Below are 14,601 nucleotides of genomic sequence, written 5' to 3' on the forward strand. Positions count from 1 at the left end.
CGGTCTTGGAAGGCCGTCCCGACGCAGCGTACGGTCTGCTTACTGATTGGAAGCGCCGCTCAAGCCGTCATACATCGCATGCATCAGGTGATGCGCTGCTTCCGGATTGCCAAAGACCGGAAATTGCGGGGAGAGGTCGCCCCGACGGCTGTCTTGCTGTGCGTCATAGACCAGATTGCCGCCTTTCACGGTCCCTTCGATCTTTATCCCGGCCAGCTTCTCCGGATCGATCGCCGTCGGGTCTTCGGACAGCAGAACGAAATCGGCCAGCTTGCCGACTTCGATCGACCCCTTGTCGTTTTCCTCGAATTGTTGCCATGCGGGCCAGATGGTCATGGCTTTCAAGGCGGTCATGACGTCTACCCGCTGGCTCGGGCCAAGGATGTCGCCCGACCGGGTGCGCCGTGTGACCGTCGCTGAGAGAATACGCATGCTGTCCGGGAAAGCGACGGGCGCATCGTGATGGGAGCCGAACTTCATGCCACGTTCGCGTACCCACCCTGTTGGTGAAATATTGTCCGCGTTCACCGGGCCGACCGTATGGTCTCTGTGCCAATCGCCCCAATAGAAGGTGTGCATGGGGAACAGGGACATGAAAACGCCAAGCCGCTTGTAGCTGTCCACCTGGTCTTCACGCAGGAACTGGCCGTGGATGAGCACCGGCCGGTTGCCGGGGTCTCCATATTTTTTCTGAGCCGCGCCAATGGCGGCAATCAGCATGTCGGAGGCGCCTTCGCCATTGGCGTGCGTAATGATCTGGATGCCGTTTTCGTAGCACCAGTTCACGGCGTCCTGAACCTTTTCCATCGTCACCGAAGCATAACCGGCATAACCGGGAGGATAATCGCCGACGGGATCGTAGTAGGGCCGGTCTCGCAAGGCGGTAAAGCCTTGCGGTGAGCCGTCGATTGTCAGCTTGCATCCGCCCACGCGCACTTTGCCTTCATATTCGCGCGAAACATGCTGGGCGATGTAGTCCTTCGCTTCGAGCACGTCGGGATAGGCGATAACGTCAACCGGAAGACCCTTGTCCGCGTCGACCGCCTTCAAGGCTTCGACCACCGCCCCGGAAGAGCGGCCATCCTGCGCGGTCGTATATCCGTAGCGCATCCAGAGGTCTGCTCCGGCTTCTGCGAAAGCAGACAGTCCTTCCGGCCCCAGAGTTCCGAGTAGCGGGATGAGCACATTGAAAAAGGCATATTCTTCAAGAACGCCATTGGGAGTTCCATCCGATGTGCGCTGAATGACACCGCCTTCCGGATTTTCGGTCGAGGCGGTGATCCCTGCGAGTTCGAGCGCCTTGGAATTGGCAACACCGAGGTGGCCTGACTGATGCACGATCACGATCGGGACTTCCGTCGAGACCGCGTCGAGATCCTCACGGGTAGGGTGGCGGAGTTCGGCCAGTTGTGCGTTGTCGTAGCCGAAGCCGATGATCATCTTCACCTTGTCGACTGTCGCAGCGTTCTTCACCGCCCAGGCTTTCAGCGTTGCCTGCAAGCTGGCGATATCCGTGACGTCGCCATCCGGCGGCGCAAGCAAGTTCGCCGAAAGGGCCTGAATTCCGCCCATTACCACGTGTCCGTGGCTATCTACGAACCCCGGTAGCATCGTCCGGCCGTTCAAATCGAACGCCTCCGTCGTTTCGCCTTTAAAGGTCGAAATATCGGCCAACGTTCCTGCCGCCAGTATTCGCCCGTCTTTCACCGCGACGGCTTCAACCTTCGGCTGACTGTCATTGATGGTCAGGATGGGGCCGCCGGAATAGATGGTGTCGGCCACGTCCTGCGCGTTCGCAAGACCCGGCAAGAAGGAAAGGGCGATGGCCGCTAGCTTGGCACTGTGTCTCATTTCTACCTCTGCCGGTTGGTCCGTTGGGATGGGGTCGTTGAAAAGGCAGAGCAACTAATGGCTGCATCTGCCGGGGTTACTTCTGAAAAGTATACTCCAGGATCCCGAACAAGCTCGAACTTATTCGATGTGGCGGCCCTTTCTCTGACGGTTTCGTAAACAGGCGTGCAGCGCCAGTCCTCCACCTGGAACTTGAGGTACGGATTGTGCCTCCGTACCGAGGCGGTAGCTGCTTTCGCGGCGGGCTGCCGCCGCAGTGGCGAGGCACGGCCGTTTGCACTGCCGTAACTTTGTTGACCGGTTCAGGTGCCGCATTTTTATGCGAGGAGCGATTGCCGGTCTTTTGTGCACAATTTTTAACCTCGAAAGTGTGTCGTGTGTAAAAAATAGGCAGAAAAACTGCCTGAAAAGCCGTCATCCCATTTATGCCACAAAGTTGGCTCCGGCGTTTTTTGCACTGCAAAACCGCGGGATTCCGCGAAAGACTCTCCGAAAAAGCCAAGTTGGCACGGTCCTTGATTAGTAAGAGCCGACACCGGCCCGGGGCCACGACACGTGGTGAAGCCGAAGACCTGAGAAGATCCTTCCAGAGGGGGACAGAACCAGGCGCAGTTTCCGGGGTGGTAGGCCGAGCTTCTTCGACGGGAAGGGGCGCTAAGAAGGGGAATGGAACGAGCAATGAAAATAGTGATGGCCATCATCAAGCCGTTCAAGCTCGACGAAGTGCGCGATGCCTTGACCAGCATCGGCATCCAGGGGCTGACGGTGACTGAAGTGAAGGGCTATGGCCGCCAGAAGGGGCACACCGAAATCTATCGCGGCACCGAGTATGCCGTCAGCTTCCTGCCGAAGCTGAAGATTGAAGTCGCTGTGGATGCCGCCTCCGTCGACAAGGTCGTCGAAGTGATTTCCGGCGCTGCCAAGACCGGCCAGATCGGGGATGGGAAGATCTTCGTCCATTCGATCGATCAGGTCGTGCGCATCCGTACCGGCGAAACCGACGCCGAAGCTCTGTGATTTAGGTAAGGAAACGTATCATGAAAAAACTTGTCGCTAAGGGCGCGACGTCGCTGGCTCTGCTGAGCCTTACGGCTCTGCCGGTGCTTGCGCAGGATACCGAGGCTGCCGCTGCAGCTCCAGCCGCAGTCTCTCCCGAGGTTGCCTATATCTTCAATACACTGCTGTTCCTCATCGGTGGTTTCCTGGTCATGTGGATGGCCGCCGGCTTTGCAATGCTTGAAGCCGGTCTCGTCCGCTCCAAGAACGTTTCTATGCAGTGCCTGAAGAACATCACGCTCTACGCCATCGCAGGCCTGATGTTCTGGATCACCGGCTACAACCTGATGTACACCGGCGTTGACGGCGGTTTCATGGGTTCCTTCGGTCCTTACGCGTTTGACGCCGTCGGCGGCGACGCACTCGACACCGGCTACTCCACGGCGTCCGACTGGTTCTTCCAGATGGTCTTCTGTGCGACCACCGCGTCGATCGTGTCCGGCACGCTCGCCGAGCGCATCAAGCTGTGGCCTTTCCTGGCTTTCACCGTTGTCCTGACGGGCATCATCTACCCGATCACCGGTTCCTGGGAATGGGGCGGCGGCTGGCTCAACGGCGAAGCCGTGAAGGCTATCGGCGGCGCTGAGTTCTCCGACTTTGCCGGTTCCACTCTCGTTCACTCCGTCGGTGGCTGGGCTGCTCTGGCCGGTGCGGTTATCCTTGGTGCCCGTAAAGGCAAGTATGGTGCGGATGGCTCCGTGCACCCGTTCCCGGGTTCCTCCATGCCGCTCGCAACCCTCGGTACATTCATCCTGTGGCTGGGTTGGTTCGGCTTCAACGGTGCGTCCCAGCTTGCCATGGGTTCCATCGGTGACGTCTCCGACATCTCCCGCATCTTCGCCAACACCAACATGGCTGCTGCTGCCGGTGTCGTCGTCGCGGTTGTTCTCACCCAGATCCTCTACAAGAAGGTCGACGTGACCATGGCTCTGAACGGCGCTCTGGCAGGTCTGGTTGCCATCACCGCAGAACCGCTTGCACCGAGCGTGTGGGTTTCCGTCTTCGTCGGCGGTGTCGGTGGCGTGATCGTGGTCTTCGCGGTTCCGATGCTCGACAAGCTGAAAATCGACGACGTCGTTGGCGCCATCCCGGTTCACCTGCTGGCAGGTATCTGGGGCACGCTCATCGTACCGCTGTCCAACTCCGACGCTTCCTACGTCACCCAGCTGATCGGTATCGTTTCCATCGGTGCGTTCACCCTGGTCGTAAGCTCGGTGATCTGGTTCGTCCTCAAGGCCACCATGGGTATCCGGGTGTCCGAGGAAGAAGAGGCCCTTGGTCTCGACAAGGTCGAAATCGGTGTGGAAGCCTATCCGGAATTCGGAACCGGCTCCGGCCGCCTCTAAGGCGGCGCCGACAAAAATCTCCCAGGCGGTCTATTGGCTCAGACCGCAAACTTGGAAAGCCCGGGGGCAACCCCGGGCTCTTTTTTTGGTCAGGTGCCCAGAGTTTCTGTTTTTGCCTAAAAAATTTGCGAATGATTATAAAATAATCGATCTACACACTCTCTTCGGTGAAGTCTCCGAAAGTTTCGATTAAAATATCGGCTGATTTCCGGGTCTTTTTTGAGCTTTTGCCCGTTTGGCATGCAGTTTGAATGCTGCGCGCTCCGAAACGCAAAAACAAACGGCAAATTGCCTATCTGGGGGTCAAAAATGAATGAAACCGGGGTCGGGGCGGACGTCTTTTTCGTCCTTGTGGGAGCTATTCTCGTTTTCGCCATGCACGGCGGCTTCGCTTTTCTGGAAGTCGGCACCGTCCGGCAAAAGAACCAGGTCAACGCGCTGGTAAAAATCCTTGTCGACTTTGCCCTGTCGACAGTGGCGTATTTCTTTGTCGGATATGCCGTTGCCTACGGCACCACGTTCCTGGTGAACGCGGCGACCTTGTCAGGTGGTGGTGAAGGCTTCGAACTTCAGGGTCTGAGCCTGGTGAAGTTCTTCTTCCTCACAACATTTGCCGCCGCAATTCCGGCGATCATCTCCGGCGGCATCGCGGAACGCATGAAGTTCTGGCCGCAATGCCTGGCCACCGTTGCGCTGGTCGGCATCGTCTATCCGTTGTTCGAGGGTCTGGTCTGGAACGGCAATTTCGGTTTCCAGGGCTGGCTGGAAGCGACCTTCGGCGCGCCATTCCATGACTTTGCGGGTTCCGTGGTGGTGCATGCGGTCGGCGGCTGGATCGCGCTCGGCGCCGTTCTGCTGCTGGGTGCTCGCATGGGCCGTTACGACCGCAACGGCCGTCCCGTCGGTATTCCGCCTTCATCGCTGCCCTGGCTCGCCATGGGATCCTGGATGCTTTGTGTCGGCTGGTTCGGTTTCAACGTGATGACGGCTGCCTCTCTTGAGAGCATTTCCGGTCTCGTGGCGATCAACTCGTTGATGGCCATGGTTGGCGGAATTCTTGTGGCGCTGGTTGTCGGCCGGAATGATCCGGGCTTCGTGCACAACGGTGCGCTGGCCGGTCTCGTTGCCGTCTGCGCCGGTTCGGACGTCATGCACCCGATTGGCAGCCTGATTGTTGGAGGCGTCGCCGGCGGCGTCTTCGTAATCGGTTTCGAGATCTGCCAGAACAAGTTGAAAATCGACGACGTTCTGGGTGTCTGGCCGCTGCATGGCATCTGCGGAGCGTGGGGTGGTATCGCCGCTGGCTTCTTCGGGCTCGAGGCCCTGGGCGGCCTTGGCGGTGTATCTCCCGTTTCGCAGGTTATCGGTACGGTCCTGGGGGCGGTCTACGCCCTTGGGGCGGGTCTTGCCGTCTATGGTATCCTGAAAGCGACGATGGGTCTGAGGCTGTCTCAGGAAGACGAGCACCGCGGGGCGGATCTTTCGATCCACAAGATCAGCGCAAATCCGGAACACGATCTCGGGCGCTAGAATGGCCTGCCGCGCGCCGGCTAACGGCGCGCGGATCTCTCAGGAGCATTCGGGTTCTGTCAGATTTTTGGATCGACCCAAAACAGCCTCAGGCTGCGGTGCTTTCACTGATCAGCAGCGCGGCCAGGTTGTCGTGGCTGTCGACAACCCGATGTGCACCGGCACCAAGCAGTTGTTCCGCGTGGCCATCGTGACAATGACCGCCGCCGACAAAACCCCAAACCGTCATGCCGGCCGCAAGGCCCGCCTTCACGCCGTTGACACTGTCTTCCACGACGAGCGCGGCTTTCGGGTCCACGCCCAGTTTATCCGCCGCGAACAAAAACAGATCGGGCGCGGGTTTGCCGTTGGTCACCTGCTCGCCTGAATAGATATGCGGCTCGAAATAAGAGAAGAGCCCTGTGTGTTGAAGCTTGTGGGTCAGCCGGTGCAGGCGGGAGGAGGAGGCGACGGCACGAGGGCCGTCATGGGCTGCCAGCAGCTGTTTGATGCCCTTGATTTCCGCCAGTTCGCGGTCGATCCGCGCCTGGGTGGCAGCGTCCAGATCCGGTCCGAATGTTTCAGGCAGCGGTCCCTTGCCAAGGGTCTGGTAATCCACGTCGAGTGCCGCCCAGAAATCCGTGCTGCCCAGGCCCTGGAACCGGTCCATATACTCATGAAGCTCGTACTTCAGGCCGATCCGGGCCAGATGTTCGCGTTCGACATCGACATAGATGATTTCCGAATCCACCAGAACGCCGTCACAGTCGAACAGGATCGCTTCAAATGCCATGGATGAGGTGCCTTTCGGGTCGTTCTGGAAAAATTGGGGCAGGGACCGCCGGTTTCAATGCCGGATGTCGTCAGTGTGAGCCGTCGAACAGGCCTTTAACGACTTGTCGTTGAAACAATATGACAAGCAGGGCCGGAGGCACGAACGCGAGTACCGCCAGCATCAGTCCGCGCAGGCTGGAATTGCCGAAAAACTGCATGCCACGCACCAAGGTGTAAGTGCTTTCCTCCGAAGTAACCATTACCGGCCACAGATACTGGTTCCAGCCATTTACGAACATCACCAGGAACAGGGCGGCCGCTGTCGGCAACGACAGGGGAACTAGAATGTCCTTGAAGAACTTCAGCGGACCAGCGCCGTCGATCCTGGCCGATTCCAGCAGCGCGTCCGGAACCGTCATCAGGAACTGGCGGAAGAACAGCGTCCCAAGGCCGGAGGCGACCAGCGGCAGGATGAGGCCCGCACGCGTGTTGACGAGGCCAAGTTCGACGGTCACGGCATAGGTCGGCAGGAACCGGGATTCCAGAGGCAATAACAGGGTCAGCAGAAGCACGGCGAAGATGGCGCTGGCAAAGCGGACCCGGAAATAGATCAGTGCATAGGCTGTCATGAGGGACAGAACGACCTTCAGGGTCGCAAATCCAGCGCCCAGCAGGAAGGAATTCCACATCATCGACAATGCTGTGACGTCACCGGAAAAGCCCGCGCCGGTCTGCAGAAAGTGTCCATAGTTTTCCAGCGTGCCGCCGCCCAGATCGAGCCTTGGCCGAACCCTTCCGCCCTCATGGGTGGTTGCGGCGAAGATCGAATAGACAGGTAGCGTCATCACAAGGGCGCCGCCGATCAGGATCAGATGATCAAGAAGCTGGGCATGCCAGCGCCGCCAGTTGGGCATATGAGACTGGTTCCTCAAATCGTTCCGAAGTAACCGGGGCGGAAGAGCTGCGAGGACGGAATGCAGATGTTTCGAAGTTGCCGGTTTGGCACGCCAAAACAGTTCCGAATTGAGCATTTGCCCGGTGCTGACCCGTCAGTGAGACGGCGGCGAGGATCGCCGGTTGCAGAGTATTATGGTTAGTCACAGGCAAGGGCAAGCTGGATTTCGGCCAGTCCGTGGGCGCGCCCAAGGGTAGGCCTGGCAAGCAGCATGAGCTGAAAAAGGTGCTGGTGCATGAGGTGCGTTCAGATATCCGGTGTCGTTAAAGATAACAAAACGGCACGTATCGGCCGCTAACGCTATTATTTTTGAACGCTGGCCTAGAGCACCACAATGCCCGAATGCTTGGCTTTGTGTTCCGGCTCGACGTGAATGGTGATCCGGGCTCCGGGGACATCTTCGACGATGGCAATCTCGATCCGGTCGCAGATCTCATGTGCCTTGTCGACGGACATTTCGCCCGGCACCACCAGGTGAAAATCGATGAAGGTGGATTTGCCGGCAATGCGAGTGCGCAGGTCGTGTGCCTCCAGGGCACCTTCGCCATGTTCGGAAATCAGAACACGGATCTTGTCCAATGTGTCGTGCGAGGCGGCCTCGTCCATCAGTCCGCCGACGGATTCCTTGACGAGGCCCCAGCCGGACCAGAGAACGGTGAGGCCGACAAGAACCGCAAGCGCGGGATCCATGACTTTCCAGCCGGTGAGCATCACCAGCACAACGCCGCCCAGAACCCCGACGGAGCTGACCACATCGGTCATCAGGTGCTTGCCGTCCGCAACAAGGGCAGGTGATCTTGCGTGTTTGCCGTATTTCATCAGGTATCGCGCCCAGGCGCCGTTGATGACGGCGGCAAGCAGGTTCATGCCGATACCGGCTGGCGAATATTCCGGACTGTCGCCGCTGATGAAGCCGAGCCAAGCCGCGCGGAAAATCGACAGGGCGGCAAGCACGATCATCACGCCGACGAGAACCGCCGCGAAATACTCAACCTTGTCGTGTCCGTAGGGGTGGTTGCTGTCGGCGGGTTTGGCCGCGAACCAGACGGCTGCAAGCGTTGCGATGGCCGACGCGATATTGACCGTCGTTTCCAACGCGTCGGAATAAAGCGCTATGGAGCCGGTCAGCAGATAGGCGCCGATCTTGAGACCGAGAACGATCAAGCCGAAAACGATGCTCAAAAAGGCTATCTGAAGCCTGCGCTTCAACTTCATGCATTCCCCCAGGACCGATTTGCTTCACCAGACGCCGGCAAAGCAGAGAACCTGACCGGCCACTGGGTCTTGCAAACCGTGCGCCAACAAGGCGTTCACGGTTCAAGGGGTGGCCGAACGGGGCAAGGGGTAGCAGTTTTCTCGGGGGTTACAACCCGGCTTTGAAGCCGGTGGGCTCGTTTTTCAGAGGGAATTGATATTTGGCCACACCACAGCGGCGGTTCATAGACCGCCGCTCTTGTTCATGGTTGCCGCGCCGATGATCCGGCCGGGCCCGTCGGGATTTTCAAGCTGCACGACAACTGCGCAGCGGGCGTCACCTTTCAGCATCAGTTTGGACTTCGGCATGCGGAATGTCTCCTGGCCGCCGGACCACATCCCCATCGGCTGCAGATTGCGCACCACGTTGACGTAACGCACCTTGCGGCCCGCGTTTTCGCCACGGCCGATATCAACCAGAGCTTCATCCTGCATGCGCAGGAAATAGACGGTCGCCATGTTGAAGCCCTTGGGCAGGGAGCCGTTGACCGTTGCCTGGACGACCATGTCGGTAATCTTCAGGTCGATCGTTGCGGTAAAGGGGTCGGTGCGTGCCAGTGCTGCCCGGACATCGCCCTCGCGGCTGCCGACGACGTGTTCCTCGCCGTTGATCACCATTTGCGGGGTGTAGACCGACCGGTCACCGCGCCGCGCGGCATAGGCCCGTTGACGCTGCGAGTTGACGGGACTTGCCAGCGTGTCCTTCCAGCCGAGATAATCCCAGTAGTCTACGGGCATCACCATGGTCAGGACGTTGTTGTCTTCCTGCACCAGCTTTTCCGCCAGCCGATCGGCTGGCGGGCACGAGGAGCAGCCCTGGCTGGTAAACAGTTCGATGACTTTTTCGGGTTGCGCCTGCGCGCCGTTGATTGGCGCTGCCAGGGCAACTATTCCGCCGGTTACAATAAGCGCGGTGCGGAGGGCCTTGCCGGCCCTCCGGGAAAACGATCCCACCATTTGGCTCAATTCCTTGTTCGATTGCCCCTAAAATATGCAATGGAGCACTCAACCGAAAGTCACGAGCGGGTGACTTTCGTCTTAGACGGCCTCATTCGCGCGTTTGTGACAAGGCCTCACCATTTGGCGTGTCAGGCGTCCTGTGGAAAATACGGGCCGAAACGGGCGTTAGCGTTCTGGCCTGTCTGGCTTTCCTGACCTGCGATGGTGGATTGTCTCGGGGGGAGAATCATGTGTTCTGGTGTCTCGCGCCAGCCTGTCGCCTCCTTCGCTTCAGGGCGCTGGCAGATCGTTGCCCGTGGTTCTGGCTGTTGAAACCGGAGACAAGTGCCCCTGTCTGGCGAACGTACCAAAGGTCAAGAGATCCATGACTTTGCGGTTCTGACGAGCGCCGCCCTGCCGTGGATGACCGGACCGTCCTTCATCTCGCTGTGGCACGCCTGCGGGTTGGCTACGCTTGGCTATCGGGTTGTCTATGTACTTCCCTGGCTGGATGAGGCTTCGCAGCAACGGTTGTGGGGCGAGACGCGCTTCGTCGATTTTGACGAGCAGGTCGACTGGCTCCGGACGGAACTTGAAGCATTCGGACCCTACAAATTGCCGGAATGCCGGCCTTATCGGGCAAGGTTTGTGGCAGGCATGGGGTCGATCGTGCCGATGGAAGACGTCTACCGCGCCGCGCCGCCGGCCCGGTGCCTGATCGCGAGTGAGCCGGAGCATCTGTGCTGGTATCCGGTAACGACCGGGCGCAGAGGCATCCGGGCGGACAAGACGATCGGCCTCAGCATGACGGATTATGAAACCTACATCCGCATGTCCGGGCTGCCGTTTCCAAACAGCCTCGCCCGGCTGGTGTCCTTTCTTCACGGCCGCGCCCTGCGGCTGCGCATCGATCTGCCCCTCAGCCTGTCGCCCGCCCTCACCCTGCCGGGTATCACAATGCCTGTGGAACGGGTGACCGGTGTCATGCCCGGTTACGCGCAGGTGCCTCTCGTTACGCAGGAAACCGAAGGGATCTATTTTCTCGGAGCGTTTCTCTGGGAGAAAGGCCTGGACGACCTTGCCCGCATCGCTGCCCGTGCCAAAAGGCCCATCGATGTCATCGGCGGCGGGCGCGATGAAGCAGAGTTTCGTGCCTTTGCACGAGAGGAAGGCGCGGATTTGCGGTTCTTCGGACCGAACCGGCGGTTCTGGTCCGATATCGGACGATACCGGGTGATGGTGAACCCTTCACGCAGCGAAATCCTGTGCACCGCAACCGCCGATGCGCTGGTTGCCGGCCGCCATGTCATCCTGCCGGACTGTCCGGGCAACCTTCCCTACAAGGCCTATCCCAACGCCCATTTCTACACCGAGCTGGAAGGGGCTCTCGAGGCGCTGGAGTATGCGTTGACGACTGTGCCGGAGCCGCCCGTTGCCGCGCGCGAAGACTTCGACTGGATGAGCGCCTGCCGCCGGCTGGTCCATCTTGCCGGGCTGGAAAGCAAAGATTGATCTTAAAGGCTCGTATTATCGCCGGGACACCGGGACGCACAGGCGTATCGGCTGCTCGCAAACCGAGATCTGCGCAGGGGCATGCGCGACGATGTCGCCGTCGGCCTGTATCGGGTCGCCCAGGGGACCCAGGATATCGACTGTTCTGGCCGGCTGTTGGGCAACGAGACCAAGCCGCAGGAGCAGGCCTGCCGGTATCAGCAGAAAGCGTCCGAAGACAGAAAGAGCGCTGCCTGGAGGAAATATCGTTGCGCAAAAAGACGGGTTGGCGAGGTCGCAATTCGGTGCGAGGACAAATGTCCCGCCATATCGTTTGCCTCGGCTGACGATCAGTGTCGCTGCCCTTTCGGGCTCACCGTCCAGCCGGACGTCCACCGGCGGGCAGGTCCATCGCCGCAGTGTCCGGAAAACTTCGATCAGATAGGCGGCCTTGCCGAAGCGGGTCTTGGTGGCGCGGCTGAGATCCGAAACAACCTGGGCGTCCAGCCCGATGCCGGCCATCATCATGAAGCGGTGCCCGTTGACCTGGCCCGGCCGGATCTTAAGGATACGCGCTTCCACAAGGCAGTTCGCGATCCGGTGTGGATCCGTGCCGATGCCGAGTTCGTGCGCCAGCACATTCGCCGTGCCGAGCGGTATGAGCCCCAGAGGCGGCGTCTGCGGGCCGGCTCCCTGGATTGCATCATTGATCGTGCCATCGCCGCCGGCGATTGCCAGGATATCGACGTCGTCGGAAGTCGTTTCCCGAACGAAACCGGCGGCATCGCCCGCCTTTGTCGTGATCAGGATTTCGCTCGTGTGGCCGCCTGCCTCAAGCAGCGCCAATACCGCCTTGAAGCGCTTCTCGCGCTTGCGGCCCGTGCGGGGATTGTAGACGATCCTGATCTTCAGGCTGTGCTCTTGAGGGCGGCTGCCGCCCGTCACAGGGCCCTGATCGTCCTCAGGCATCGGTCAGGCTCTGGACACGTGCCGGGCGCGCGGCAATTCACCGGCCGGCTGCAAGGAGCCTGCTGCCGGAACACGGGAAGCGCCGATGCGGTCCATGATCTCAAGAATGTCGACGGGCGATGTGTTGGCGGCAACCGGTTGCCGCGCCTGGCAGCTCTCGATGGCGGACATGGCCGCCTTGAAACTCTCGCCGAAATCGGAGGCCGTCGAAAAGGCCAGTCCGGTTCCCGTCTTCGTCACGTGGCGCAGGACGGCAGCTTCCTGCGGCAGCGCCAGGCTTTTGTCGAGCAGCATGGATACGCCAAGTGCCATGGCTTCGCTGGTGCTGCCCGGACCCGGCTTGCCGATGAAGAGATCGCTGGCGGAAAGATACTGGGCGACCTTGTCGGTAAACCCGAGAACCTGGACCGGAAACGGCAGGTCCATGGCGCGCAGCTGATCGGCAAGCGCTTCGTTCCGGCCGCAAAGAAACACCGCCTGGGCGTTATGCGGGATGTCGCGCATCGCGGTTGCCAGTTCGATCATGCGCATGCTGCCCTGGGCACCATAGAGCACGGTCACGACAGGTCTGGAAGGATCGAGGTTCAGCGCTTCCCGGCTGGAGCGTTGGGTGGGGTCGGTGAATTCCGGCCGGATCAGCAAGCCGCCCATAGCATGGATCTTGCCGGCAAGCTTCGGCAGTTTTTCGGCATTCCGCAGGGCGTCCTGCGTGCCACAAATTGCGTGGTAGTCGGCCCGGTTGGGAAACCAGACACCTTTCGCCAGCTCTGCCCAGTCCGTGATCATGACTGCGCCTTCCGGCAGCGGGCCTTCCGTTATGCCAGCGCGGTAGCGTTTCAGCGCCTCCAGCATCACCCGGTTGCCGAGCGGCATGACCGACAGCACGATGTCCGGGCGAATGTCCTCGAAATGCCGGGCAAGAATACTGATGGCCGGCGGTTCGCAGAAGACGTAGTTCAGGCGCAAGGCTGCATAAAACAGCCAGCAGGTGAGGCCGGTACGTCCCTGACGCAAGATGACCTCGTTGTAGATATTCTCGCCTGTGCGTGATCCGAAGCAGCTGAAGAGGTCGAGATGCGGGATCAGCGAGGTATAGGGATTTATGAGGCTGACCCGGTATCTGCCGGACCCTTCGAGGCATGCTTTCAGGGCGAAGGCGCTGGCCCTGTGGCCACCGCCTGCATCCGTATAGATCACTGCCACATGGACGGGTTCCGTCATGCACCACCTTCTGAGGATGTACCGGCCGGGGAAGAGCCGGACTTCGGCAGAACCAGATGCTCCCGGGTCATCGGGACATCGTTTTTCAGGCCCCTGGTCATCAGCAGATGGTACAGCCGGTTGTCGCCCCAGCTGAAGGAGGAACTTGCGACTTCCAGATACAGCCGGAAACTTCTGACGAAGGTGTCGTCATACATTTCGCGGATACGGTCGATATTGGCGTCGAAATTGGCGAGCCAGTATTTGACCGTCGGCGGATAGTGCAGCCGGATATTCTCAAGGTCGATCATGTAGAGATCATTGTTGCCGGCAGCCTCGACCATGGTCGTCAGCGGCGATGCCTGAGTTCCCGGGAAGATGTATTTGTCGATCCAGGGGTCGACCGGCCGGGGGATTTCGTTGCCGATCGTGTGGACGAAGGCAAGGCCCTGCGGCTTGAGAATGTGCGCGATCCGTTCGAAGACCGGTGCGATCTGGGCATTGCCCATGTGTTCGACCATGCCGATCGAGGCAACCTTGTCGTAAAGGCCGTCCGCTTCGCGGGCGTCCTGCAGGCGGATCTCGATCTTGTCGGAGAGGCCGCGCTCGGCGATCTTCTGAATCGCATAGTCGCGCTGTTCTGCCGAAATGGTGAAGCCTACGCCCGTGATGCCGTAGTTTTCGGCGGCATACATCAGGAAGCCGCCCCAGCCGCAACCGAGATCGGCAACATGTTCGCCCGGCTTCAGGCACAGCTTGCGGCAAACCAGTTCCAGCTTGTTGTTCTGTGCTTCATCCAGCGTGTTGTCGGGCGAAGTGAAATAGGCGCAGGTGTAGATCATGCCCTTTCCGAGCAGGATCTCGTAGAAATCGTTGCCGATGTCGTAGCTGAAGGAAATGTTCTCGCGCGAGCGGGCAATGGTGTTGCGTGCGCGCAAGAAGTGGAAGGCCAGTTTGATCCGCAGCATCAACGACATGGGCCGTTCCGCGAAATCGATGGCAAAGCCCAGGTAGAAGAGCTTCTTGATGTCGCCTTCCACCTCGATATCGCCCAGCATGTAGCTCTCGCCAAAGCCCATGAAGGCATCCGAAAGCACCCTGGAGAGAGCCCGCTCGTTCTTGAAATGCAGAATGAACTCGGGCTCGGTCCCGATGGAGAAGCCGGTTCCGTCCCAGTAGCGGACCTCGAACTGCGCATCGGGAGAGGCCGCAGACATGGCTTCTGCGAGCTGGCGGATAACGTCTTTCATCGGCGGG

The 14,601-nt window shown here is 59.8% G+C and carries 12 protein-coding genes; 4 read left to right on the forward strand and 8 right to left on the reverse strand.

The genetic code is table 11. From position 1 onward, the window contains the following. Window positions 1-39: 39 nt before the first annotated feature. Window positions 40-1,851 carry an amidohydrolase family protein gene (locus FIV05_RS07885; protein WP_152509168.1) on the reverse strand — a complete coding sequence of 604 codons (1,812 nt, stop codon included), beginning with the start codon at window positions 1,849-1,851 and terminating at the stop codon, window positions 40-42. 678 nt (window positions 1,852-2,529) lie between these two features. On the opposite strand from FIV05_RS07885, the gene FIV05_RS07890 reads away from it, so the two are divergent. The 3 genes from FIV05_RS07890 to FIV05_RS07900 all read left to right on the forward strand — a co-directional run bounded on the left by FIV05_RS07890 (window position 2,530) and on the right by FIV05_RS07900 (window position 5,783). Continuing rightward, entirely contained in the window at window positions 2,530-2,868 is a 339-nt protein-coding gene (locus FIV05_RS07890; RefSeq protein ID WP_006938248.1) for a P-II family nitrogen regulator, read from the forward strand. 20 nt (window positions 2,869-2,888) lie between these two features. Further along, window positions 2,889-4,253, forward strand: coding sequence for an ammonium transporter (locus tag FIV05_RS07895; RefSeq protein ID WP_023002725.1), 1,365 nt, complete (start codon window positions 2,889-2,891; stop codon window positions 4,251-4,253). Window positions 4,254-4,562: 309 nt separating this feature from the next. Continuing rightward, window positions 4,563-5,783, forward strand: a complete 1,221-nt coding sequence (locus FIV05_RS07900) for an ammonium transporter (protein ID WP_152509169.1) — start codon at window positions 4,563-4,565, stop codon at window positions 5,781-5,783. 88 nt (window positions 5,784-5,871) lie between these two features. Here the strand turns inward: FIV05_RS07900 and FIV05_RS07905 are convergent, their stop codons facing one another. From FIV05_RS07905 to FIV05_RS07920, 4 genes are all read right to left on the reverse strand, one after another. Then, window positions 5,872-6,555 (reverse strand): HAD family hydrolase, encoded by a 684-nt coding sequence (locus FIV05_RS07905; protein ID WP_152509170.1) that lies wholly within the window; start codon window positions 6,553-6,555, stop codon window positions 5,872-5,874. A 70-nt stretch (window positions 6,556-6,625) separates the two neighbouring features. Next, window positions 6,626-7,450: an ABC transporter permease subunit gene (locus tag FIV05_RS07910; RefSeq protein ID WP_152509171.1), complete on the reverse strand. Its 825-nt coding sequence runs from the start codon at window positions 7,448-7,450 to the stop codon at window positions 6,626-6,628. 362 nt (window positions 7,451-7,812) lie between these two features. Next, entirely contained in the window at window positions 7,813-8,706 is an 894-nt protein-coding gene (locus tag FIV05_RS07915) for a cation diffusion facilitator family transporter (RefSeq protein ID WP_209009899.1), read from the reverse strand. 222 nt (window positions 8,707-8,928) lie between these two features. After that, window positions 8,929-9,702 (reverse strand): DUF1223 domain-containing protein, encoded by a 774-nt coding sequence (locus FIV05_RS07920; protein WP_209009900.1) that lies wholly within the window; start codon window positions 9,700-9,702, stop codon window positions 8,929-8,931. 327 nt (window positions 9,703-10,029) lie between these two features. On the opposite strand from FIV05_RS07920, the gene FIV05_RS07925 reads away from it, so the two are divergent. Beyond that, window positions 10,030-11,196 carry a hypothetical protein gene (locus tag FIV05_RS07925; protein WP_209009901.1) on the forward strand — a complete coding sequence of 389 codons (1,167 nt, stop codon included), beginning with the start codon at window positions 10,030-10,032 and terminating at the stop codon, window positions 11,194-11,196. 15 nt (window positions 11,197-11,211) lie between these two features. Here FIV05_RS07925 and FIV05_RS07930 read toward each other — a convergent pair whose 3' ends face one another. The 3 genes from FIV05_RS07930 to FIV05_RS07940 are packed head-to-tail and all read right to left on the reverse strand — an operon-like array spanning window position 11,212 to window position 14,594. Then, complete coding sequence (locus FIV05_RS07930) at window positions 11,212-12,144, reverse strand: diacylglycerol kinase family protein (RefSeq protein WP_152509173.1); 933 nt, start codon at window positions 12,142-12,144, stop codon at window positions 11,212-11,214. A 3-nt stretch (window positions 12,145-12,147) separates the two neighbouring features. After that, complete coding sequence (locus FIV05_RS07935) at window positions 12,148-13,365, reverse strand: glycosyltransferase (RefSeq protein ID WP_152509174.1); 1,218 nt, start codon at window positions 13,363-13,365, stop codon at window positions 12,148-12,150. Next, on the reverse strand, window positions 13,362-14,594 hold the full coding sequence (locus tag FIV05_RS07940) for a cyclopropane-fatty-acyl-phospholipid synthase family protein (protein WP_152509175.1): 1,233 nt from the start codon (window positions 14,592-14,594) through the stop codon (window positions 13,362-13,364). The genes FIV05_RS07935 and FIV05_RS07940 overlap by 4 nt, the downstream gene beginning before the upstream one ends. Between the last annotated feature and the right edge of the window lie 7 nt (window positions 14,595-14,601).

The organism is Labrenzia sp. THAF191a, from assembly GCF_009363335.1.
GTDB lineage: Bacteria > Pseudomonadota > Alphaproteobacteria > Rhizobiales > Stappiaceae > Roseibium > Roseibium algicola.

Excerpts from the sequence above, each read along its gene's own strand:
- FIV05_RS07940 (WP_152509175.1), bottom strand. The coding sequence starts at position 14,594 with ATGAAAGACGTTATCCGCCAGCTCGCAGAAGCCATGTCTGCGGCCTCT.
- FIV05_RS07900 (WP_152509169.1), top strand. The coding sequence starts at position 4,563 with ATGAATGAAACCGGGGTCGGGGCGGACGTCTTTTTCGTCCTTGTGGGA.
- FIV05_RS07930 (WP_152509173.1), bottom strand. The coding sequence starts at position 12,144 with ATGCCTGAGGACGATCAGGGCCCTGTGACGGGCGGCAGCCGCCCTCAA.
- FIV05_RS07935 (WP_152509174.1), bottom strand. The coding sequence starts at position 13,365 with ATGACGGAACCCGTCCATGTGGCAGTGATCTATACGGATGCAGGCGGT.
- FIV05_RS07890 (WP_006938248.1), top strand. The coding sequence starts at position 2,530 with ATGAAAATAGTGATGGCCATCATCAAGCCGTTCAAGCTCGACGAAGTG.
- FIV05_RS07905 (WP_152509170.1), bottom strand. The coding sequence starts at position 6,555 with ATGGCATTTGAAGCGATCCTGTTCGACTGTGACGGCGTTCTGGTGGAT.
- FIV05_RS07910 (WP_152509171.1), bottom strand. The coding sequence starts at position 7,450 with ATGCCCAACTGGCGGCGCTGGCATGCCCAGCTTCTTGATCATCTGATC.
- FIV05_RS07920 (WP_209009900.1), bottom strand. The coding sequence starts at position 9,702 with ATGGTGGGATCGTTTTCCCGGAGGGCCGGCAAGGCCCTCCGCACCGCG.
- FIV05_RS07895 (WP_023002725.1), top strand. The coding sequence starts at position 2,889 with ATGAAAAAACTTGTCGCTAAGGGCGCGACGTCGCTGGCTCTGCTGAGC.
- FIV05_RS07885 (WP_152509168.1), bottom strand. The coding sequence starts at position 1,851 with ATGAGACACAGTGCCAAGCTAGCGGCCATCGCCCTTTCCTTCTTGCCG.
- FIV05_RS07915 (WP_209009899.1), bottom strand. The coding sequence starts at position 8,706 with ATGAAGTTGAAGCGCAGGCTTCAGATAGCCTTTTTGAGCATCGTTTTC.